General features: G+C 33.7%; 23 protein-coding genes. 1 reads left to right on the top strand and 22 read right to left on the bottom strand.

The features are described from left to right. Positions 1-112: 112 nt before the first annotated feature. The 10 genes from panD to FS935_RS03505 form a co-directional block, all read right to left on the bottom strand. Positions 113-496 (bottom strand): aspartate 1-decarboxylase, encoded by a 384-nt coding sequence (panD, locus tag FS935_RS03460; RefSeq protein ID WP_146946117.1) that lies wholly within the window; start codon positions 494-496, stop codon positions 113-115. Positions 497-655: 159 nt separating this feature from the next. Next, positions 656-1501, bottom strand: a complete 846-nt coding sequence (gene panC / locus FS935_RS03465; protein WP_146946118.1) for a pantoate--beta-alanine ligase — start codon at positions 1499-1501, stop codon at positions 656-658. After that, on the bottom strand, positions 1498-2337 hold the full coding sequence (gene panB / locus FS935_RS03470; protein WP_146946119.1) for a 3-methyl-2-oxobutanoate hydroxymethyltransferase: 840 nt from the start codon (positions 2335-2337) through the stop codon (positions 1498-1500). The genes panC and panB overlap by 4 nt, the downstream gene beginning before the upstream one ends. A 555-nt stretch (positions 2338-2892) precedes the next feature. After that, complete coding sequence (locus FS935_RS03475; RefSeq protein ID WP_146946334.1) at positions 2893-3873, bottom strand: biotin--[acetyl-CoA-carboxylase] ligase; 981 nt, start codon at positions 3871-3873, stop codon at positions 2893-2895. Then, on the bottom strand, positions 3843-5060 hold the full coding sequence (locus FS935_RS03480) for a CCA tRNA nucleotidyltransferase (protein ID WP_146946120.1): 1218 nt from the start codon (positions 5058-5060) through the stop codon (positions 3843-3845). The genes FS935_RS03475 and FS935_RS03480 overlap by 31 nt, the downstream gene beginning before the upstream one ends. A gap of 12 nt (positions 5061-5072) precedes the next feature. Continuing rightward, entirely contained in the window at positions 5073-6200 is a 1128-nt protein-coding gene (gene bshA / locus FS935_RS03485) for an N-acetyl-alpha-D-glucosaminyl L-malate synthase BshA (protein ID WP_146946121.1), read from the bottom strand. After that, on the bottom strand, positions 6197-6910 hold the full coding sequence (gene bshB1, locus FS935_RS03490; protein ID WP_146946122.1) for a bacillithiol biosynthesis deacetylase BshB1: 714 nt from the start codon (positions 6908-6910) through the stop codon (positions 6197-6199). Before bshB1 ends, bshA begins: the two co-directional genes overlap by 4 nt. A gap of 97 nt (positions 6911-7007) precedes the next feature. Further along, on the bottom strand, positions 7008-7418 hold the full coding sequence (gene mgsA, locus FS935_RS03495) for a methylglyoxal synthase (RefSeq protein ID WP_146946123.1): 411 nt from the start codon (positions 7416-7418) through the stop codon (positions 7008-7010). A gap of 15 nt (positions 7419-7433) precedes the next feature. Continuing rightward, positions 7434-8231: a 4-hydroxy-tetrahydrodipicolinate reductase gene (dapB, locus tag FS935_RS03500; protein ID WP_146946124.1), complete on the bottom strand. Its 798-nt coding sequence runs from the start codon at positions 8229-8231 to the stop codon at positions 7434-7436. A 185-nt stretch (positions 8232-8416) separates the two neighbouring features. Beyond that, complete coding sequence (locus FS935_RS03505; RefSeq protein ID WP_168714464.1) at positions 8417-8731, bottom strand: nucleotide pyrophosphohydrolase; 315 nt, start codon at positions 8729-8731, stop codon at positions 8417-8419. Between the two features lie 164 nt (positions 8732-8895). On the opposite strand from FS935_RS03505, the gene FS935_RS03510 reads away from it, so the two are divergent. Further along, complete coding sequence (locus FS935_RS03510) at positions 8896-9768, top strand: YitT family protein (RefSeq protein WP_146946126.1); 873 nt, start codon at positions 8896-8898, stop codon at positions 9766-9768. Between the two features lie 93 nt (positions 9769-9861). Here FS935_RS03510 and ypjB read toward each other — a convergent pair whose 3' ends face one another. From ypjB to hisC, 12 genes are all read right to left on the bottom strand, one after another. Beyond that, a complete protein-coding gene (gene ypjB / locus FS935_RS03515; protein WP_158638524.1) occupies positions 9862-10659 on the bottom strand; it encodes a sporulation protein YpjB in 798 nt (265 codons plus the stop codon). A 252-nt stretch (positions 10660-10911) separates the two neighbouring features. Next, positions 10912-11505: a lipoprotein heptaprenylglyceryl N-acetyltransferase LhaT gene (gene lhaT / locus FS935_RS03520; RefSeq protein WP_146946128.1), complete on the bottom strand. Its 594-nt coding sequence runs from the start codon at positions 11503-11505 to the stop codon at positions 10912-10914. A 167-nt stretch (positions 11506-11672) separates the two neighbouring features. Then, positions 11673-12440 carry a menaquinol-cytochrome c reductase cytochrome b/c subunit gene (locus FS935_RS03525; protein ID WP_146946129.1) on the bottom strand — a complete coding sequence of 256 codons (768 nt, stop codon included), beginning with the start codon at positions 12438-12440 and terminating at the stop codon, positions 11673-11675. A 72-nt stretch (positions 12441-12512) separates the two neighbouring features. Next, complete coding sequence (qcrB, locus tag FS935_RS03530; RefSeq protein ID WP_146946130.1) at positions 12513-13187, bottom strand: menaquinol-cytochrome c reductase cytochrome b subunit; 675 nt, start codon at positions 13185-13187, stop codon at positions 12513-12515. A gap of 4 nt (positions 13188-13191) precedes the next feature. After that, positions 13192-13698 carry a Rieske (2Fe-2S) protein gene (locus tag FS935_RS03535; protein ID WP_146946131.1) on the bottom strand — a complete coding sequence of 169 codons (507 nt, stop codon included), beginning with the start codon at positions 13696-13698 and terminating at the stop codon, positions 13192-13194. A gap of 144 nt (positions 13699-13842) precedes the next feature. After that, on the bottom strand, positions 13843-14295 hold the full coding sequence (locus tag FS935_RS03540) for a YpiF family protein (protein WP_146946132.1): 453 nt from the start codon (positions 14293-14295) through the stop codon (positions 13843-13845). A 277-nt stretch (positions 14296-14572) separates the two neighbouring features. Next, positions 14573-15118 (bottom strand): ReoY family proteolytic degradation factor, encoded by a 546-nt coding sequence (locus FS935_RS03545; protein WP_146946133.1) that lies wholly within the window; start codon positions 15116-15118, stop codon positions 14573-14575. A gap of 78 nt (positions 15119-15196) precedes the next feature. Beyond that, complete coding sequence (locus FS935_RS03550) at positions 15197-16465, bottom strand: tetratricopeptide repeat protein (protein ID WP_146946134.1); 1269 nt, start codon at positions 16463-16465, stop codon at positions 15197-15199. Between the two features lie 222 nt (positions 16466-16687). Next, positions 16688-17605 (bottom strand): hypothetical protein, encoded by a 918-nt coding sequence (locus tag FS935_RS03555; RefSeq protein WP_146946135.1) that lies wholly within the window; start codon positions 17603-17605, stop codon positions 16688-16690. A 327-nt stretch (positions 17606-17932) separates the two neighbouring features. Further along, complete coding sequence (gene aroA / locus FS935_RS03560; RefSeq protein WP_146946136.1) at positions 17933-19228, bottom strand: 3-phosphoshikimate 1-carboxyvinyltransferase; 1296 nt, start codon at positions 19226-19228, stop codon at positions 17933-17935. Between the two features lie 94 nt (positions 19229-19322). After that, the gene (locus tag FS935_RS03565; RefSeq protein ID WP_146946137.1) at positions 19323-20429 is read right to left on the bottom strand and encodes a prephenate dehydrogenase; all 1107 of its coding nucleotides are present in this window, start codon (positions 20427-20429) and stop codon (positions 19323-19325) included. 291 nt (positions 20430-20720) lie between these two features. Continuing rightward, positions 20721-21803, bottom strand: a complete 1083-nt coding sequence (gene hisC / locus FS935_RS03570) for a histidinol-phosphate transaminase (RefSeq protein ID WP_146946138.1) — start codon at positions 21801-21803, stop codon at positions 20721-20723. Between the last annotated feature and the right edge of the window lie 130 nt (positions 21804-21933).

Here is a 21933-nt window from a genome sequence, read left to right on the forward strand (position 1 = left end):
TAACTATATCATATGACACAAAAAAAGGACTGACTATAAGTAAAGTATATCAGTCATGTTTTAAAAACAAACATCCCAATATACAATTAAAAGTCAGATCCTAATATATTGATCACATTATAGTTGCTGCTGGTTCGTGTCCAAGCATTTCAACTATATTATTTTTTTCGTCCATTATAGCAATTTTTGGTTTATGATTTGCTAGTTTATCTTCTGAAACTAGCGTGTAAGTTAAGATAATGACAACATCATTTTTTTGAACAAGTCGGGCTGCTGCACCATTTAAGCAAACAACTCCACTACCTCTTTCACCAGCTATAATATAGGTTTCAAAACGTGCACCATTATTATTATTAACTATTTGTACCTTTTCATTTGCTACCATTCCAACAGCATCTATTATATTCTCATCTATAGTAATACTTCCAACATAGTCTAGATTTGCTTCTGTTACACGAGCACGATGTATTTTAGCATTTAACATTGTACGAAACAATTTGCTCTCCCCCAAGTTCGTTCATCTATTTATACTTATTTAAGGCTATCTTCGTAAACTTTGTTGCTTTTCAAAACAGCTCTATGCAAAGTCCTAAGAGTTGGTCGGTCATTAGCAATATTTCTTTTAGAAAAGAGCCCTAATTAAAAAGTGACATTCTTAAACTTCCAACGTTATATTATCAATTAGCCTTGCATTTGTAAACTTAACAGCTAGTGCAATAATTATCTTACCAGAAATTACCGATATTTCTTTTAATTCAGGGTAAGAAAGCACTTCAACGTAATCTATTTTACCAGTAGTTTCATTTGTAAGTATCTGTGAAACCTTTTCTTTAATAGAATTAACATCTTTTTCTCCATCTTTAATTGCATTTGCTGCACTCAATAAACTTTTATATAACATTGGAGCTTCCTCTCGCTCAACATCATTAAGATAAACGTTTCTTGAACTTTTTGCAAGACCATCTTCTTCTCGAATTGTTGCAACAGGTACAATTTTTAATGGAAAATGAAATTCACTTATCAAACCTTCAATTACTGCAACCTGCTGGGCATCCTTCATCCCAAAATATGCTTTATCAGGGTTAATTAGATTAAACAGCTTAGTTAACACTGTTGCAACACCATTAAAATGTCCTTCTCTTGATTTGCCACACAACACGTCAACACGATCACTCACATTTACTGTATAAGAAGGAATGACTGGATACATTTCATTTACATGAGGAGTGAAAATCAAATCAACACCCGCTTCTAGTGCAAGTTGTTCATCTCTCTCCCTATCTCTAGGATAAGAATCAAAGTCTTCGGTTGGACCAAATTGTAGTGGATTAACAAAGATACTTAGTACAACAATATGATTTTCTTTTTTTGCTTCTTCAATTAGCTTTAAGTGACCTTCATGGAGAAACCCCATAGTTGGGACAAAACCAATCGTTTTACTGTCTTTTTTATATTTTTTTATCTCACGTCTTAACTCACTTTTTGTTTCAACTATTTTCACTTTACTATCCCTCCATATAGACTATGGAGCTCTTCTTTTTTCATATTAAACGAATGTTGTTCTTCAGGAAATGTTCTTGTTTTCACTTCATTAATATATTCACTAATAGCTATATCGATTGTCTCTGAAAGTGTAGCATATTTCTTAACAAACTTTGGAACATGTCCCAAACCATATCCTAATAGATCATGATAGACCAATACTTGACCATCTGTATGACAACCCGCACCAATCCCGATCGTTGGAATTGTTAATACATTCGTCAATTCCTCTGCTAATTGCTGTGGTACACATTCTAATACCAAAGCTATTGCACCAGCTTCTTGGCATTTTATTGCATCATCAATTAATTTTTTTGCTGCTTCAGCATTTTTTCCTTGTACTTTATAACCGCCCAGAACATTTACCAATTGAGGTGTTAAACCTAGATGTGCTATAACTGGAATACCACCAAAAGTAAGCGCTTCAATAACAGGAGTTACACCATCTGCACCTTCAACTTTTACTGCATCAGCTCCACCCTCTTGCATAATTCTTGCAGCATTTTTCATTGATTCTTCTTTAGATAAATGATAAGACATAAAAGGCATGTCAGTCACAACAAATGTATCTTTTGCACCGCGTTTGACAGCTTTTGTATGATGGATCATATCTTCTACTGTAACAGGTATAGTGGAGTCATAGCCAAGAACAACCATACCTAAAGAGTCACCAACTAAAATAATATCTACACCAGATTTCTCCGCTTGTTTCGCACTTGGGAAATCATAAGCAGTAATCATGCTAATTGGTTCTTTGTCTTTTTTCATTTTTATGAAATCAAGTCTTGTTTTCAAAATAATTCCCCTCCTAAATCTTACTAACCATTTTTACACTCTAATTAAGGCTGTTATCGTAAAGTTTGTTGCTTTTGAAATTCCAAGTAAACAACACTGTATCAAACATAGTGGCATCTTTTCTTCAAAGGTTAGTTACCTTATTATGCAATAAAACAATGATCCTACTGCATAATAAGGGTAAATAGCATTAATTTTTCAGAAAAGAGCCTTAATTAAAGAGCTTTCTACTAATAAGGTCGCCTTGTAAGAGAGGAGATGAAACACCAAAGAAACAGAATATATTTAATTAAAAAAACCCTCTTTTCGACAAAGAAAGAAGGATTTGTAGTATACACAAATATTGGTTTTCATCCCTCTGTCCTAGTCCTCCATGGATCAAGGCAGATATAAAATTTCAAGATTGTTTCCTCTTATATTACTTCAATGTAAAGACATTAACTAAATGATTCATAAGGTGTAGTTCTTTTAAAAGATACTACCCAAGGGAAGTATAGCAGAAAAATTTGTTATATGCCATAAGTAGTTATCACAACTTTTATAATCAAGCTTTCTTTATTGTGCGTCAATATCTGCTGAATAAATTTCTTTGATGGAGCCATCAGACAATTCAATCAACAAGACTCCTTGATCATTGATGCCAATTGCTTTCCCTTGAAAAGATCCATTCAGTGTTCTAGCTACTATTTCTTTATTTAAACTTATTGCATAAGATTCCCATAATAACTTAATCGGTTTAAATCCTTGCGTCAAATAAAGTAAATATAACTTTTCAAACTTTAAAAGCATTGTTTGAATAAGTAAAGCCCGTTCCCATATGATACCCGTTTCGATTTGAATCGAAGTTGCAATATTTTGCAACTCTTCTGGAAATTCTTCAAGTTTTTGGTTCACATTAATCCCAGTTCCAATAATGACTGAATGAACTTGGTCAGCTTCAGCTTGTAATTCAGTTAAAATCCCAACTACTTTTTTACCATTAATCAAAATATCATTCGGCCACTTAATATCTGGTTTTAGTTTAGTCTCTTCTTCTATTGCTTGAACAACAGCAACTGCTGTTAAAAGTGTTAATTGAGGTGTTGAATGAATTGGTATATTGGGACGAATAATCATACTCATCCAGATACCTGTCCCACTTGGAGAATACCATGACCTCGACATTCGGCCACGCCCGCTTGTTTGTTGATCTGCGACAACTATTGTTCCTTCTACTGCACCTTCTGTTGCTAAAGATTGTGCAATTTTTTGTGTTGAACCAACGATTTGTTCAAAATGAATATATCTACCCATCATCTTTGTTTTTAATCCTAATTGGATTTCGTTTTCACTAACTTTATCTGGTTTTTTTGTAATACGATATCCTTGTCTTCTTACCGCTTCAAGTTCGTAACCATCTTTTCTCAACTCTTCTACATGTTTCCATACAGCAGTTCTTGAACAACCAATAAGTTCACTAATTTTTTGGCCTGATATAAACTCCCCATCTGCTTCAGAAAAGGCTTTTAGTAACTTTGTTCGAAGTTCTGATTGCAACTTAACAGCCACTCCTTTATCGCCACCCTATTATTTTCGAGTTCATCCATTAGAATAGCTATTTCTATTGCATTTATTGCTTTTGTAACCCAAGGTCCCGGTTGTTTCTTCATAACTTCTATAATTTCTTTACCTGTTATATTCAAATCCTTTTTATCTTTAATTGGAAGGCTCTTATAAAGAGACTTAACTGTATTAAGATTGACTTCTAAAGTTCCGCCGTCACCAAGTAACGAATAGATTCTTTCTGCAGACAGTGCAGCATCAATCCCCGCCTCATATATCAATAATTTTGTCCAGGTTTGCCCATTTAATAATAACTGGAGATAATTCAGATTCTTTTCTACCGCTTTGATTAATTTTACAGGTAATTTCCAGCTTCTTAAAAATGCTTCTACTGAGATTGGTTTAATAAAGTAAGAAATAGTTGTCCAAAGTTCTTCTCTATTTGTAATAAGTGTAAAATCAAATACTAAAAGATTATTTAACTCATCCTGTTTGTGTACTAGACCGGGTAAAAAACTATACACTTCACACTCTAGTAATAGCTTTACAGCTTCTTGAAAGCTGTTACCGGAGAGAAGCTTCTCAATTTCAATTACTTTTCTTTCAGTTGAAATAGATTCTAATAAATGAGCATGATCTCTTATGGCTATTTGAGTAGTAAATGACAAAGAAAAACTTAATTGGCTTACAAACCTAACGGCTCTTAACATTCTTAAAGCATCCTCTGTAAACCTTTCAGATGCCTTTCCTACCGTTTGAATATGTTTATTATATAAGTCTTCTTTGCCATTAAAATAATCAATAATTTCACCATCAATATCCATCGCCATTGCATTAATCGTAAAATCTCTTCTTTTAAGATCTTCTTTAAGTGAAGAAATAAATGAAACTGACTTAGGTCTTCTAAAGTCTTCATATTCTGTTTCAGTGCGAAACGTTGTTACTTCATAAGGTGTTTCATTATGTAGTACTATAATCGTCCCATGTTCTGCCCCTACATCAATTGTTTTTCGAAAGAGCTTTTTTATTTCATTTGGTTTTGCAGAAGTAGCAATATCCACATCACCGATCTCTCTTTCAAGAAGAAGATCTCTTACAGATCCTCCAACATAAAATGCTTGATAACCTGAACTTATCAGTTTTTCAAGAATGGGCTTTGCCTCAATAAAGGAAGAATTCATATTAACTCCTTTTTATAACAGATCATAATAAATTGATTCATATTGAGATACGATTTCGTCTGAGTGGAATGTATGTTTCGCTAGGTATGTTGCATTTGTTGACATTGCCTTATGTAACTCGTTATTCGTAAGTATTTCGAGAGCCTTGAAAGCAATTGCTTCTATATCTCCTACTTCACAAATATAACCTGTCTCACCTTCTATTATTACTTCTGGAATACCACCAGCGTTTGTTCCAATACACGGAACACCACATGCCATAGCCTCTAATAAAACTAATCCAAAGCTCTCTTTTTCTGATAATAATAGCATTAAATCACTTAATGAATATAACACCTCTAAATTATCTTGTTTGCCTAAGAAAAGGACAGAATCTGATAACCCCAGCTCTCTTACAAGCTTAGTTACATATGACATCTCAGGTCCATCTCCAACTAGTAATAACTTTGATTTCAGTTTTCGCTGAATTTTTTGGAACGTATAGATAACATCCTGAACTCTTTTTACTTTCCGAAAATTAGAAACATGAATAATAACCTTATCATCTTTGTCAATGCCAAACTCTTCTTTAAGATTCACTGTATCTTTTTTATAATAAATACGGTCATCTACAAAGTTATATACGGTTGAAATCTCTTTATTCGGTTGAAATAATTCATTTGTTTGTTGAACTAAGGAATTTGAAACAGCAGTAACTTTATCAGATGATTCAATTCCGAATTTGATCAATTCTGATAAGGATTCATCATAACCTAGAACTGTTATGTCTGTACCATGAAGTGTTGTGACTATTTTAAGATCATTCCCTACCATTTGTTTTGCTAAAAAAGCACAAATTGCATGAGGAATTGCATAGTGTACATGAAGTAAATCAAGTTCTTCTCTTTTCGCAACCTCTGCCATTTTACTAGCTAATGCCAAATCATATGGTGGATACTTAAAAACTGAATACTGATTTACCTCAACTTCATGAAAAGTAATATTACAGTAAACTTTATTTAAACGGAAAGGTAAACTTGATGTGATAAAGTGAATTTCATGTCCTTTTTCAGCTAGTAATTTCCCAAGCTCTGTAGCAACAACCCCTGATCCACCTACAGATGGATAACAAGTTATACCTATTTTCAATTTTTTCTTCATACGTTCTCACCTATTAAATCCTCTGATAGCAAAATTGGTTTCTTTGTTTTAAATCCCTCTGCATACATTACACCAACCTCTTTGCCATAAAGTCGTTCTCTACTTTCAACTGCATCTATATAACCATTTGTTAGCGGTGTTTGGGTAGAGCCTTCTGCCATATCAAATTGACTTTTATATGCTTTTAAGCTATCAATTTTATTTTTGATTTCTTTACTGATATCAACAACAAAATCAGGCTTATGAAAGCCATTGATCATATAATAATGAAGATCCCTTACACGGTGAGCGGAATTGTTCCCTTCATCCTGAAAATTTCTAATACCGGCAGAAAACACAGCTTCTTCTACTAGCCTTGCGCAGTTCCCATGGTCAGGGTGCCGATCCTCAAAATAAGGAACAAAAACAATTTGAGGTTTATATTCTCTAATGACTGTGACAACCTCTTTAATCGATGATTCAGATAAGAATAATCCTCTGTCTGGTAAAGATAATTGAACTCTCTGTGAAACACCTAAAATACTTGCTGCTTGCTTTGCTTCTATTTGCCTGTTATCAACTGTTCCATTTGAAGATAATTCAGCCATAGTTAAGTCACATATTCCAATTTTTAACCCTTTTTTTGAAAACCTAGAAATTGTTCCTCCCATGCCAATTTCAACATCGTCAGGATGGGCACCAAAAGCTAAAATATCAAGTTGTTTACTCATTTCTCTCTCCCGTATCTATAGGGGAAAAACAGAAAATCTAGTAATAAAATTTTCAATTTCATTACTAGTTTCTCCAATCAACTACCCCTTATCGTTTTTACTTATTATCTTGTTCATGAACGACATCTCGCCAATGTAAATCACCACGGTCTAATCCTCTTACTAAAATTTCAGCTGTTCCCATATTAGTTGCTAAAGGAATAGAATATACATCACAAAGTCGAATAAGAGCCGTGATATCAGGCTCATGTGGTTGAGCTGTTAACGGATCTCTAAAAAAGAGAACCATATCCATTTTGTTTTGCGCAATTAATGCACCAATTTCCTGATCACCACCAAGTGGACCTGAGCGGAATCGGTGAATACTTAAACCTGTTGCTTCTTGAATTCGTAAGCCTGTTGTACCTGTTGCAAATAATTCGTGATCAGTAAAAATTGGTTGATATGCTGTTACAAATTGTACTAAATCTGTTTTCTTTTTATCATGGGCAATTAAGGCAATCTTCATATTTGAACTTCCCCTTTATTCAATAATATTTTCTAATCCATAAACGAGCAAATCAATTTTCATAACATTTTCAACAGCCAACTTAACACCTGACATGAAGGAAGCACGATTATACGAATCATGACGGAGTTTCAATGTTTGTCCATCACCACCAAATAATACCTCTTGATGTGCGATTAATCCTGGCAGACGAACACTATGTAAACGAATACCTTTAAAATTTGCTCCTCGAGCTCCCTCAAGGATTTCTGTTTCATTTGGATGTCCCTGTTGTTTTTCTTCTCTAACAGCAGAAATCATTTCAGCTGTTTTCAACCCAGTTCCTGAAGGTGCATCAAGCTTCTGGTCATGATGTTGTTCAATTATTTCAACATCTTGAAAATATTTAGCAGCCATTTGCGAGAATTTCATCATTAAGATGGCACCAATAGCAAAGTTAGGAGCGATAATTGCACCAATCCCCTTTTCAGTTGTTAACTCTTCAAGCTCAGCTAAATCACTTTCTGAAAAACCAGTTGTACCAACAACAGGTCGAACACCATTTTCTAAAGCTTTTTTTGTATGTACCTTTCCAATTTCAGGAGTTGTTAAGTCTATTAATACATCAGGATTTTTTTCAAAAAAGCATTTATCAATATCTGAATAAATTGGTACATCTACTTCAAAACCTGATAGCTCTTTCAGACTCATTCCATCATATTTATGATCAACAACTGCAACGAGAGAGAAATGTTCAGTTTCTTCAACTAACTTTACAGCTTCACTTCCCATTCTTCCTCTCGCACCTGCTATAACAATTTTAATTTGTTCCATTTTATTAACTCCTTTATCTTGCTTGGTTTAATTAGCTTTCAGTTTGGCTAATACATGCACTTCTGATAATATCTTTAATTTGTCACTATAATAGATCCTGATTGTTTATCATTGCAGGAGTCTAATCAATTATTTTCACCCAATTAAGAAAGTGGCATAAACTCAACTTGAGGAAAAATCATAGATTATTCTTTAATTCTTGTCCAACGGTCTTTGTCTCTTGTGTTGAATTTATCCATCACTAAATTATGTGATTCCTCGAGATCTATATTTAATGAATTTGCTAAACAAATTAACACAAACATAACATCACCAAGTTCCTCTTCAATTTTTTTTTCCTTTTCTGAAGACTTCTTTGGTTTTTCCCCATATGTATGATTAATTTCTCTAGCTAATTCTCCTACTTCTTCTGAAATTCTAGCCATCATGGCTAGAGGTGAAAAATATCCTTCTTTAAATTGACCTATGTATGTATCTACTTCTTTTTGAATGTCATTCATGCTTTTACTATCCAATGGTATCACCTCTTCTACTTTTCTATTTCATGTTAGCTAAAACAAGGTAATTTTACAATTATTTCGTCACGTTTTTATCAAAATTTGCACCTTGACTTTTTATCATCTATAATATTTAAGCTATGATTCAACATATGGGGGTATTTATTATGTTATCTGAAATTCGTTTTAAAAATATTCTTTTTATATTAATTGGTTCAGGTATCTTTGGGTTTGGCCTTGTTCATTTTAATATACAGAACAATTTAGCTGAGGGTGGCTTTACGGGTATTACACTGTTGCTATACTTTCTTTTTAGTATTGATCCATCAATATCAAATTTAGTACTTAACATTCCATTATTTATAATCGGCTGGCGTGTTTTAGGAAGAACCTCTTTCATCTATACAATCATTGGTACGGTGAGCCTTTCCTTTTATTTATGGATATTCCAGCAGTATCAAATAAGTATGCCACTAAAAGATGATCTAACACTTGCTGCCCTTTTTGCAGGTCTTTCGATTGGAATTGGATTGGGTATTATTTTTCGTTATGGAGGCACAACAGGTGGAGTCGATATCATCGCTAGGCTCTCACATCGTTATTTAGGTTGGAGTATGGGGAAAACAATGTTTCTATTTGACTTATGTGTTATAACGGTATCATGGATTACCTATTTATCCTACAAGGAAGCCATGTACACACTAGTTGCAGTTTTTGTAGGAGCACGTATAATTGATTTCATGCAAGAAGGAGCATATGCAGCAAAAGGAGCAACGATCATTTCGCGACATTCAGAAGATATTTCAAAAAAAATCATGGAAGAAATGGATCGAGGGGTAACCATTTTAAAAGGACAAGGCTCTTTTTCTAAGCAGGATCAAAATGTTTTATATTGTGTTGTTGGTAAAAACGAAATCGTTCGATTAAAAAATGTAATAACATCTATAGATCCACACGCATTTGTTGCTGTAAGTGATGTACACGATGTATTAGGTGAAGGATTTACATTAGATGAAAATAAGAAACCATTAACAAAGTAATTAACAGCATTACATAATTTAAGCTGATTAAATAATTTGCGCTAACTCGTCAAATCATTCAATCAGCTTTACTATTTAGGATACTAATTAATTTTATTCTTTTTCCGTTTCCCTCTTCGTTTCTTTTTTCTTTTCCTTTTCTCCAAGATACTTTTTCCACCCTGAATATGATAGTGCTAATAAAATAACACTTCCTGTCGATATCATAACCCATAATAGAGATGGATCTGCTTCATCCTCTTTTATTCTTTCGAAAATCGCCTTTAATTCTTCTTCCATAACATCCAGTTGCTTTGTACGACTTGTAACAGGAATATCTTCAAACAATTTATCTTCTACAACTGAGATATGAACATCCATTCTCTTAATTCTCTCATTATCTAAATCTACTTGAATACTAGGATATATGACTTCATATAAAGCTAAAAACTCATTAAAGTCATGTTGAAATGATTGTTTATCTCCCTCTTGGATATCACTTTTCATTTGTGAAAAGGTAGCCATAATCGAAGATTCCATCGCTCCCCATAACGGTTGATGCTCTGAGACCATTGCATCTACTACAAGTCTAAACTTTGTTAAAGTACGAACTTTTTCTTCGATGGTAATTTGATTATTTAATACTACTTCTTGTGCATTTTTATATGTACTAGTAATAGTCCGGTAATCGTCTAGAGAAATAAAATTTCGATCAATTGGAATCTCTTCAAACTTAACCGCAAAATAAGATAATAATTGGGCAGACTCGCTAAAGCGTTCTTGCTTTGCTAGTTGCAATGCTGTGTCAGAGATCTCATTTAGTGATTCCCAGTCATAGTTTTCTTCTGCAAATGCTGGTTTTATATGAATCACCAATATTCCTAATATGAGAGCGAATATTATTTTCTTCATCCTTGTCCCCCCTAGAGCTTCTATTAAAAACGTATGATAGTTTGGACAAGGATAGACCACTTTTTTTATTAAATTACTTGATTTATTAATCATGCGAAAATTAATTTTTTATCTGGAATCTACATTGTTCTGAGGTATATAGTAACCTCTAAAATCTATTATTTAAAGCAATGTGTAGTTGTTTTAGCGTGGATAGGAAATGCATATGAAGAATCTTTATGGTTTAAAAAAGCCTAGCAATATTAGCTAGACTTAAGGTAGTTGAAGTTTATTTGTTTTTTGTTTTAACACTAAGACGTACGCAATTAAAAGTGAAATAATACTTAACCAAAATGTCATATAACCTATTTCACTTATATAGTTCATTAAAAGGCTATATTTCGGCATCATTCCAAAAACATAGTCAATTACATCATTGTGAAGAGTCCAAATAGCTGCAATTAATAAATGCCTTAATTTAAATCGGTAATATGGGGAGTATAAAAGTCCTTGAATAGCCATACCAAAGTGAGACGCAATTAACATATACCCTTGCCAAGGTAATGTGCCATTGATTTGTAAAACTAGTAAGTTCATTATTACTGCCCAAATACCATATTTAAATAGTGTAACAATTGCTAATGCTTCGATAAGTGGCAAGTTTTTCCTCATAAGAAAGCCAATTATAACAATTAGAAAAAAAAGACTAGCTGTAGGACTATCTGGTACAAAAATATAAAAATGAGCTGGAGTTTCATTAAGTTGATCTCCGTACCAGTAATATCCATATACAGTTCCAAAGAAATTTATGAATAACATGACAATTAAAATAGGCTTCTGTCCTAATAGATATTGAAACATTTTCATTTTTTTCACACACCAGACTTTTCATATGTATTTTATGTAGGTTGATTTAGTGGGTCATAATATTCATTTTACCAAACAAAGCAATGTTTCCCCTGCCTAATAAGATTCCTTAACAACTATCTTGCAAAAAAAGAGTCTTACAAAAAAAAGCTGACAATTGTCAGCTTTTATTTCGAAGTAACACCAGAAATGAATTCAGATAATACTTTTAACTCTTCATCAGTGCCTTTAAACATACCAGCAGGCATATTCCCCTGACCATTCTTAGCAATGTCAGCAATTTTATCAGGCTCTAACCCATTATCAACAAGGGCTTTACCAGCTGCTCCACCTTCAAGATTATCACCGTGACAAGAAATACATCCTTGTTCTTGGTATATTGCATATCCTTCAGACTCTTTATCAATTTCAGCTTCTACTTGGATTTTCCCTTGCTCAGCAGCAGCTTCCCAGTCATGTGTAACAACTGATTCCCAAGTTAGATAAAAAGTTGCAGCAACACCTAATATCATCATACCAACAGCAATAGGGCGTTTAGCAGGACGACGTTCAGAACCGCGATCTAAAAATGGTGCCAGCATTAATGCACCGAATGCAAGTCCCGGAATAACAATTGCTCCCATAACTGTATAAGAACCAGCAGCAAATTCATATTTTAGTAATTGGTATAAAAATAAGAAATACCAGTCTGGTAGTGGAATATACCCAGCATCAGTAGGATCAGCCACACGCTCTAGTGGTGAAGGATGGGCTACTGTTAAACATAAAAATCCGATTAAAAAAACAGCACCTACTAACCATTCCTTTAGAAGGAAGTTTGGCCAGAATGCTTCTGTCTTCCCTGGGAATTCCGAGTAATCTTTCGGAATATTTGGCTTTCTCTCAGCAGGAACACGAGAGTCACCAACAAATTTCATACCTTTTCCGCGATGCATAATTTCCCCTCCTTACTAAGGTGGTTTACGAAACTAATAATAAGTTCATAAAAATTGATTTTCACTTAACTCTTATAGTGGACCAGAAATACCTTGTTTACGAATCATTACAAAGTGAGCTGCCATTAAACCGAATAATGCAGCAGGTAAGAAAAAGACATGGATTGCAAAGAATCTAGTAAGCGTTTGTGCACCTACGATTTCTGGATGTCCAGATAACAATGTCTTAATAGTAGGTCCAATGAATGGAACTGATTCCGCAATTTGCAATGTTACTTTAGTAGCAAACAAAGCTTTCATATCCCAAGGTAATAGATAACCAGTTAAACCTAAACCAAGCATAATGAAGAAAATTAGTACTCCCACAACCCAGTTTAACTCACGTGGCTTTTTATATGCACCTTGGAAGAATACACGCAATGTATGTAAAAACATCATAACGATAACTAAACTAGCTCCCCAGTGATGCATTCCTCGAACAATTTGACCGAAGGCTACTTCATTTTGCAAATAGAATACTGATTCCCAAGCATTCTTAATATCTGGTACATAGTACATTGTTAAAAACATACCAGAAAGAATTTGTATAACTGTAACAAAGAATGTTAATCCGCCGAAACAATAAACGAAAGCGGAAAAATGGTGTGCAGGGTTAACGTGTTCAGGAACTTCATGGTCAGCAATATCGCGCCACATCGGCGTAATATCTAAACGTTCATCAACCCAATCATAAATTTTGTTTAGCAATAGATTACGCCTCCCCTCGTGGTTTTGCTTTTCCTAAGAATAAATAGCCGTCCTTAACTGCATGTTGATATACATCAAGCGGTGCAATTGGAGGTGTTCCTTTAACATTAGTCCCATCTTTTTCGTATCTTCCATAGTGACATGGACAGAAAAATTGGTTCGGGTTAGCCGGATCATTATTCCACCCAACTGTACATCCAAGATGTTTACAGACTGGTGATAACGCAGTGATTTTGTCTCCACTTTTAAAAACCCAAGCTGATCTTGTTTCTTCTGATTCATACCAAGCGTCTTTTTGTTTGATTTTAAAGTCAAAGCGTTGAGGTTCTTCTGTTATTTCGTCAACACTAACTACTTGCACTAGGTCTGTTTCCTCTGCTGGTCGGAGCACAGGGTCAAGTGCGAAGCGAACCATAGGCATTAACATACCTGCAGCCATGAAACCGCCTACACCAGTAAGCGTGTAGTTTAAGAATTGACGTCTAGAAACTCGATGTTTTTTCTCGCTCATCATTTTCCCCCCTCTATCTTAAGCTCAGTCCGTTTAGGACATACGGAAATGATATATAAAACTAGGACATACTCATGATATATCAATCTTGGAGTGAGGTCAATAAAATCCTGATTTTGAATTCTGGAAATGAAAAGGTTTTTATTATTTATTCCAAGATTGTAATAAAATGTTCAAAATTTGTTCGACTTGATCTTGTAAAAGCTTTCGTTTCAATTGTTCGTCCATGTGCTCAAGGGGAACAGTAGGTAACCACATAACATGATCAGCTATCATATCAGACTTTTTTTCTTTAATCGATTCATCACTAGTAAGAAAAATGATATGCTTAAACTCTTTTTGTATCTCATTTTTCCAATCTTCCATCTTATTAATAACTTGATTGTCATTTTTTAAATATGAAAGCTCAGGAAAAAGAAAAACCCTTCCTTTTAACTGTCTTTCTAATTCTGTACTAACATAATGAATAAACTCTCCTTTAGCAACAGTACTTTTAAAATTAGTATCTAAAGATATAGGCATTAACGGCACAATAGCTGTATCTACATACTCCTTAGATTGACTATATTTATCTACATCACCTGAAACCCATTTCATTACTTCCACTCCCTATATAAATTACTAATAAATCCATTATATAGGTTGTTTGATTATTTGTTAAATATAACAAGTCTAAGCGTAACTTTACTAACAATAGACTATAGCTATATTTTATATTGTACACGAATTCTCTTTTAAAGGAGCAAGAAGCCACCTGAGCTTGTTTGAAAGCGAGCTTAGAAGGTTTTAAGACTAACTAGCCTTATAAATGCCAGAGGTCAATAATAAAGAGGCTGACATATAAGTCAGCCTCTTTATTAAATAACATTGCATACTAATTATTATTAAGCGTGATTAATTGTTCAGTTAACTTTTTAAAACTTTCTTTATCTTGCTTATCTAGCGCCTCATCGATTAACTGAAGAAGCTTTTCTTTTTGAAAGCTTTGAATGGAATGCTCTAGTACTTTTTCTGCTACTTCACGATCTTTTTCATTTTCATGAAGATGCTCTGGCATAAAAGGATTAGATTCGAGAACTGCTGCATATTGTGGTGATTGATAAGAAGACCTGAAATTTAATTGAATAAAGAGTTCCTCCTCTTTATTTAAACGGATGTCATGAAAAGATTTTTCTGCGTCTGTTGTCATAACATTCTCTTTATAAAAGCGAAACGGCACTTCTTCAACACAATGAGTAGACATAATAATTCCTCTCGGACAGTATTGTGCTTGTTCAACAAAGTGAACATTTTCCATCAAGGTATCATGACTCATTAAATAATTTAAGATCCACACACATTCTCTTCTTTTCAGTTGATAATGATTTAAGAACCACCTGATGAAATCTTTCTTTTCATGGACAGATACAGGGGCCACCATACAATTCCCTCCTCTGCAGTTCATTGTTTCTTACTTTGATAATTCCACAAAGTGAAAATGAAATCCTTCTTATATCACTTAAAACTCATCTTCTAATTGTAACAAAATCTCACATATTTCGACATTCGAAGGATCTTGCTTAATGATTTGTTCAAAGATACCCTTTGCTTCTTGCCTCTTTCCTTCTTCCAACAGGAAATATCCGTATTCATGTAGAAATTCTTGTTGTTCCTTGAAAAAATTATATGCAACATGGTAATGATTTAATGCCTGTGTATAATCTTCTTTTTGATGAAAAGCTCGTGCTAAGTTCCACTCAAACTGAGGATCTTCTTCACCATATTGTTTGCTAACACTGATTAAATCAATTACATCATCATATCTTTCTTGTTGTAAAAAGATATGTGTTAATGTAATTGCTGCCTCAATATGACCTGGATCAATTGCAAGAGATTCCCTAAGTAGCCCTTCTGCATCATCCATCTGCCCGAGCTTAATGGCTATTTTACCTCCAAATAGAAACAACTCTTTATTATACTCATCAACTTTAATTCCTTCTTGTACTGTACCTAGACTTTCTTCTAAAAGACCTTCATGCTCATATGACTTGGCCAAATACAAGTACAATGACGAGAATTGAGGGTCTGCTTCTTTTAGCTTTATAAACTGTTGAATAGCCGTTTTATAAAATCCACCTTGAAATGCTGTAAAACTGTAGCCAAAAAGACTATGAGCGTCTTCATGTTCTGTTATTCCTTGCTCATAATATTCCAACGCTTCTTCAAATTGACCAACTGCACTTAAACATTCAGCAAGTCTTAACTTAATATGTACACCAGAAATCAACTGATGTTCAACCACCGTATTTTGATAAAAAGGAATTGCATGCATGTACTTGCCCTGATGGAAATAAAATTCACCTAAAGCAAAATCAATAATCCGATCGTCGGGTAATAAATCCTTTGCTTCTTTTAATTTTTGCTCACTTACCTCAGCCAGTCCTTGCATCTGGTATAGATCTGCTAAAAGTAACAGTGCCTGAGGATATGCTTCATGATCTACAGTGATCATATTTAATAAATCTATCGCTTCTTCCTCTTTTTCCATATCTAAATTGATTTCAGCTAAAAACAATGTAATTTGTGTTTCATCAGGATAAAGGAAGTGTAATTCTTCAATCATATTATGAGCTTTGTCTATAATTCCCCATTGATAATATTGATCTGCTAAATGCAGTTTTTCTTCATCATGAAGAGTAGGTTCAATATTCTCTAGCAAGTTTAGTCCTGTTTCTGTATCACCCTTGTTTACAAGATTGATTGCTTCGTTTAGTACTGAGTTCAACATACATAATCCCTTTCTTATATAGAAAAATAGTTTGTTAATAGAACAGAGAATTTTTTATCATGTAGATTTTAAAAAATTCAAAAAGATCCTTACATAAAAGGTGCTATCTTAGAAGAAAAAATGCCATTAGACTTTATACCATGCATGATTTTCACTAGTTAGTCAAAACAAAAAGGTTTACTAAAACAGCTCTTAATGACATCTACTTTACTTTATCATACATCAAAGAGAGATTTGATGTGATATAAAACGACCTGAAATCGGAATAAAACATTCTTCCCCTATACCTGGATTAAATGTAATTTCTCCATTTATGTTTATTAACTTTCCTTGATGAATTGTAAACACAGGAAGTATGCTACTATTTATTATTGGCTGCCCGTCAGTATGGTATTTTATATCGTCTAGATTATACAAGTTATAATTAACTTGTCCACCTATTCTAATATCACCCTTTTCAGGATATATACCCATTGTCATTAACTCATTTCTTGTTAATGTTTCTCCATCTGTTAATTGATATGTCAAAGAAGAAATTCGATTTTCTTTCATATGCTTAAACCAATTTTTCAATATTTTTTGTTTTACATTACTTTTATACAGTCCTTCTTCTATGTAAGGAACCAGTGTAATTGGATTTGAAAACATTGCATCCCTTATCCAACCCCATGATTTCCTATCTAAACAATCATCCTCACATAGTTCAACAAATACAACTGATATATTATGCTGTCTTAACTTTCTAAGTAATGAGGGCTTTAAAAGTTTAAAAGGAATCTTTACACCTATATAATAATCAATAGGTGAATTAATCATTAGTTGTCTTCTTTGTTTTAGTTTAGGTAACAGATCTTGTTCTTTTTCCAATGAGGTTACTGTCAATAATGTTGTACAACCTTTTTTAACATATTTCTCGCTCATATGTTGTTTGAATTCTTGAAAATGAAGTAAAGATTGAAGAGAAAAATCAAGCATAACATATCCTGGGGTTAATAAATATGAACTCATATCCATTCTTATAAAACGGTAATTATTTAAAGATGACTTCATAAACTCTATTTTGTTTTCCTTTATTAATAACGAAGTCCTAGTTGTACCACTTGATTTTAACAGTGTTGCATGTTCAATGATATAACTCATTCCTCTTGCCCCCTTTCATCCTCTTAAAGACAAGCTATGAAAGAAGGTATTCATTTATGCTTAGTTTAGAACTCACATTAGAATATTTAGATCTTTTAATAGAAAGGCTATGTTAAAGGTTAATGTTGAATTTTTAGCACATTGTAGATTGGAGTGAAAGGCATGAGACTCCACAGCCACGTAGCTTACGAGGAGGCTCCCGGACCGCACGCGGAAAGCGAATGCCTGTAACGGAAATCAACAACAAAGTTTAACAGAGGCAATAGAAAACAGCCCAAGCATTAATCAGGATGACCCCATGAATAGTGCTTAGGCTGTAAAATAGTATTATTTAGAAAGTAAAGACAGATGTTCAAAGAAATTCGGATATGATACATCAATTGCTCCAGCATCTTCAAGTTGAACAGGTTCATTTGTTATACAAGAAGCTATAGCAAGCATCATACCTATTCGATGATCTCCATGACTAGATACAACAGCATTACCTACTAATGAAGTCTTACCTGTTATAATCATTCCATCGTCTGTTGCTTTTATAGCTGCTCCTATTTTAGTTAATTCTCCTACAACTGTATCAATACGATTTGTTTCTTTCACTTTAAGTTCACTTGCATCTTTTATAATTGTTTCACCTTCTGCTTGAGTTGCAAGTAAAGCAATTACAGGAATTTCATCTATTAGTTTTGGTATTAAATCTCCATCAATTGTTGTACCTTTTAAGGTTGATGTTTTAATAATGATATCTGCAATTGGTTCAAATGGCTGTTCATTATGTGGAATAATCTCAATTGAAGCTCCCATCATTTTTAACACATCGAGAATTCCAGTTCTAGTCGGATTTATTCCTACGTTTTTCAGAACTATTTCACTGTTTGGAACAATAGCTCCGGCAACAAGGAAAAATGCTGCTGATGAAATATCACCTGGTACAAATATATTTGTTGCTTGCAGGCTTTGTCCACCGACTATAGAAGCGGATTTTTCATCCTCTTGTACTTTAACCCCGAAAGCCCTCAGCATTCTCTCTGTATGATCTCTGGACTTATGGGGTTCAGTCACGATTGTTTCTTCACCACTTGTCTGCAAGCCGGCTAGTAAAATAGCGGATTTAACTTGTGCACTAGCAACAGGAGATTGATATTGTATCCCTTTCAAGTTCCCACCACGAATTGATATTGGCGTGTATTGTCCATTTTCCCTTCCGTCTATGTTAGCACCCATCATCTTTAATGGCTCTGTTACTCTAGACATAGGTCTTCTAGCTATAGATTCATCACCGATTATACAAGAATGAAATGATGTCCCTGCTAATATTCCCATCATTAACCTAGTAGTTGTTCCTGAATTACCAACATCTAAAATATCAGTTGGTTCTACTAAACCTGCTAAACCTTTACCATCAACCGAAACTTGTCCTTCTTCAATATTAATTGTTACACCCATTTTTCTAAAGCAGGAAACAGTACTTAAACAGTCCGCTCCCATTAAAAAGTTTGATATGAGTGTTTGACCATTTGCTATTGATCCGAACATCACAGCTCTATGAGAGATTGATTTATCACCTGGTATATCTATTTCCCCTACTAAACGCTCAACTTTTACTAAATTTTTGATCTCAGACATTTATTCCACCTCATTAATAATTTGGCATTAGTATGAATGACTAATTACTAAGCAATAATATTTATTTTTAAATTCTCCAAGTATTAAGCATAGCTTATATAATAAATGTTTCATAAGTAGAATATTTGCTAATACAATTTATAGCAAGCTCCCGATCATGCTCTGTTTGAAAACTTAGTCTCAAAACCCCATAAATTTCTTCACGCGTCTCGATAATTCGTATATTTGTTAAACTAATCTTTTCTTGAGCTAAGAAACCAGTAACCTCAGAAATAATCCCTGGATAATCAGGTACATCTACATATAAATCATAGAATGAAGGAATTGCTCCTTTTTGCTTTTCAGGAAGGCCGTCTCGATAATGCTTTGCATGTTCAAAATAATCATATAGATTTTCTGCCTCCTCATTTTCAACAAAGCCCTTTACACGTTCCATTTCTGAAATCCAATCATCAAATAAATGTAAAAGTGGACCTTTATTGTGAAGAAGGATATCACGCCACATATAGGGATTACTAGACGCGATTCTAGTAATATCTCGAAATCCTCCAGCGGCTAATCTTTTTACTAAAGGAAATTGTTCTTCATGATTTTTTGCTTGATATACTAAACTAGCAGCAACTATATGAGGAAAATGGCTAATAACACCAGTCACTCTATCATGCTCCTGTGGGGACATTTCAATAAAATTGGCTTTTGTGCCTTCAAGGATATTTTTTAGTTGCTCTAGATCCTCTAAAGTAACGTATTTTGAAGGAGTTAAAATATAAAACGCATTTTCAAATAAGTGCGGTTTTGCAGCTAAAATACCCGATTTATGTGATCCTGCCATCGGGTGTCCTCCAACAAACTTGATTCTACCATTCAAATATTTATTAGCACTTTCTACTATTTTCACTTTGGTGCTTCCAACATCAGTGATAATGACATTTTTTTTCAACTCTACATCTTTAAGATCTTTTATTATATTTATCGTTTGCTCTACTGGAGTTGAAATGAAAATGATATCCACAGAAGAAATGTCACTAGGGAAAATCTCATAAGAAACTTCGTCTATTGCTCCCAGCTTCTTTGCAAGAGCTGCTTGGTCATTATTTATATCGAACCCTATTATATGTATTGATGGATCATTATGCTTAATTGATAACGCAATAGAGCCCCCAATTAACCCAAGACCTATTAAATATATTTTCTTTGCCATATTTTTGATCACCTTTTTTGGCCTATATCTTAGAGGCTTATTCGTCATAACTACATAAAAAAATGAATTTTTAGTTTTTTTAAGAGAAAAAGAGAGATTAACCAAGCAAAATCATACCTTTACCTACTAATGTATAGTAGGCGAATGCTTGTATTCATCCCTCTTTTTCACAAGAACTTAACACTTTTATTGATTTGCTGCTCATAGAGAGTATATCCTATTTCATACACTTTTTGATAAGACACATGAATCAATATTACGAAATAATCATCTTGAATTATGATTACTAGCCTATTGAACAAAATCCTTTAAGATCTCAATAATTTCATTATTTTGAATCTCAGATCCTACTGTAATACGTAAATGTGTTGGAAAACCTAATGCATTACCAGAACGAACTATATAGCCTTTTTCAAGCAATGCTTGGAATACTTCATCAGAATCACGGTTAAAATCTATTAAAATAAAATTACCCTCAGATGGATAGTAATCTAAATTCAAGTTTTCACAAAACTCATAAAATTGCTTTAAGCCTTTTTTATTTTTCTCACGACAATCTGCTACAAAATCAGGATCATCTAAGGAAGCGATAGCAGCAGCCTGGGCTACCCTGCTTGTATTAAAGGGTTCACGTGCTGGTTCAATTTTACGAATCAGCTCTGCATTCGCAATTCCAAAACCAATTCGCAATGAAGCTAGTCCGTATGCTTTTGAAAATGTACGGAGAATCATTAGATTTGAATGCTCATTTAATAATGAGACTGTATCTGGATAATCTTCTGCCAAAACGTATTCATAATAAGCTTCATCCACAACAACTAAAACATGCTTTGGCACTTTAGTTAAAAAATTTAGTAAGTTATCACTTGTGACATACGTCCCTGTTGGATTATTTGGTGTACATACCCAAACAACAGTGGTGTTTTCATCAATCTTCCCAATCATTTCATCCAAATTATGATCACCGTTAACGAGTGGTACCTCTCGTACTTCAGCTCCTTCAATTACTGCATTGTGCTTATACTGCGGAAATGTAGGTGTTGCCATAACAGTATTTTTCTCAGGATTTAATAAAGCACGGCAAATAATTTGTACAACTTCATCCGAACCATTTCCGAATATTAATTCCTCTTCATTTACATTCACATGCTTTGCTACTCTTGTACGTAAACTAGCGCTGTATCCATCCGGATAAATAGCTAGTTGATCTAATTCATCCATTATGGCTTGTTTTGCTTTTGGCGAACAACCATAAGGATTTTCATTTGAAGCAAGTTTTACAACTTTTGTTAAATTGAATTGTTTTTTTACTTCTTCAATTGGTTTACCTGGCTGATACGGTTGTAGACCTAACAATTGTTTTTTTACTTGCAATTAAAACACCTCTCCTATATGAAAAGATCATACCTTACCTTTAACATAGCTCTTTCATTATTATGTTTTCTATCATAAATTCATCTTAATCTTTTTGCAATTCTTTATGATATTCTTTCAAATTTAATCT

The organism is Metabacillus litoralis, assembly GCF_007994985.1.
GTDB classification, from domain to species: Bacteria; Bacillota; Bacilli; order Bacillales; family Bacillaceae; genus Metabacillus; species Metabacillus litoralis.

Bases quoted from the DNA above. Each gene is read 5' to 3' on its own strand.
- FS935_RS03480 (WP_146946120.1), bottom strand. From the start codon at position 5,060: ATGAATTCTTCCTTTATTGAGGCAAAGCCCATTCTTGAAAAACTGATA.
- bshA (WP_146946121.1), bottom strand. From the start codon at position 6,200: ATGAAGAAAAAATTGAAAATAGGTATAACTTGTTATCCATCTGTAGGT.
- bshB1 (WP_146946122.1), bottom strand. From the start codon at position 6,910: ATGAGTAAACAACTTGATATTTTAGCTTTTGGTGCCCATCCTGACGAT.
- mgsA (WP_146946123.1), bottom strand. From the start codon at position 7,418: ATGAAGATTGCCTTAATTGCCCATGATAAAAAGAAAACAGATTTAGTA.
- dapB (WP_146946124.1), bottom strand. From the start codon at position 8,231: ATGGAACAAATTAAAATTGTTATAGCAGGTGCGAGAGGAAGAATGGGA.
- FS935_RS03505 (WP_168714464.1), bottom strand. From the start codon at position 8,731: ATGAATGACATTCAAAAAGAAGTAGATACATACATAGGTCAATTTAAA.
- FS935_RS03510 (WP_146946126.1), top strand. From the start codon at position 8,896: ATGTTATCTGAAATTCGTTTTAAAAATATTCTTTTTATATTAATTGGT.
- ypjB (WP_158638524.1), bottom strand. From the start codon at position 10,659: ATGAAGAAAATAATATTCGCTCTCATATTAGGAATATTGGTGATTCAT.
- lhaT (WP_146946128.1), bottom strand. From the start codon at position 11,505: ATGAAAATGTTTCAATATCTATTAGGACAGAAGCCTATTTTAATTGTC.
- FS935_RS03525 (WP_146946129.1), bottom strand. From the start codon at position 12,440: ATGCATCGCGGAAAAGGTATGAAATTTGTTGGTGACTCTCGTGTTCCT.
- FS935_RS03535 (WP_146946131.1), bottom strand. From the start codon at position 13,698: ATGAGCGAGAAAAAACATCGAGTTTCTAGACGTCAATTCTTAAACTAC.
- FS935_RS03540 (WP_146946132.1), bottom strand. From the start codon at position 14,295: ATGAAATGGGTTTCAGGTGATGTAGATAAATATAGTCAATCTAAGGAG.
- FS935_RS03545 (WP_146946133.1), bottom strand. From the start codon at position 15,118: ATGGTGGCCCCTGTATCTGTCCATGAAAAGAAAGATTTCATCAGGTGG.
- FS935_RS03550 (WP_146946134.1), bottom strand. From the start codon at position 16,465: ATGTTGAACTCAGTACTAAACGAAGCAATCAATCTTGTAAACAAGGGT.
- FS935_RS03555 (WP_146946135.1), bottom strand. From the start codon at position 17,605: ATGAGTTATATCATTGAACATGCAACACTGTTAAAATCAAGTGGTACA.
- aroA (WP_146946136.1), bottom strand. From the start codon at position 19,228: ATGTCTGAGATCAAAAATTTAGTAAAAGTTGAGCGTTTAGTAGGGGAA.
- FS935_RS03565 (WP_146946137.1), bottom strand. From the start codon at position 20,429: ATGGCAAAGAAAATATATTTAATAGGTCTTGGGTTAATTGGGGGCTCT.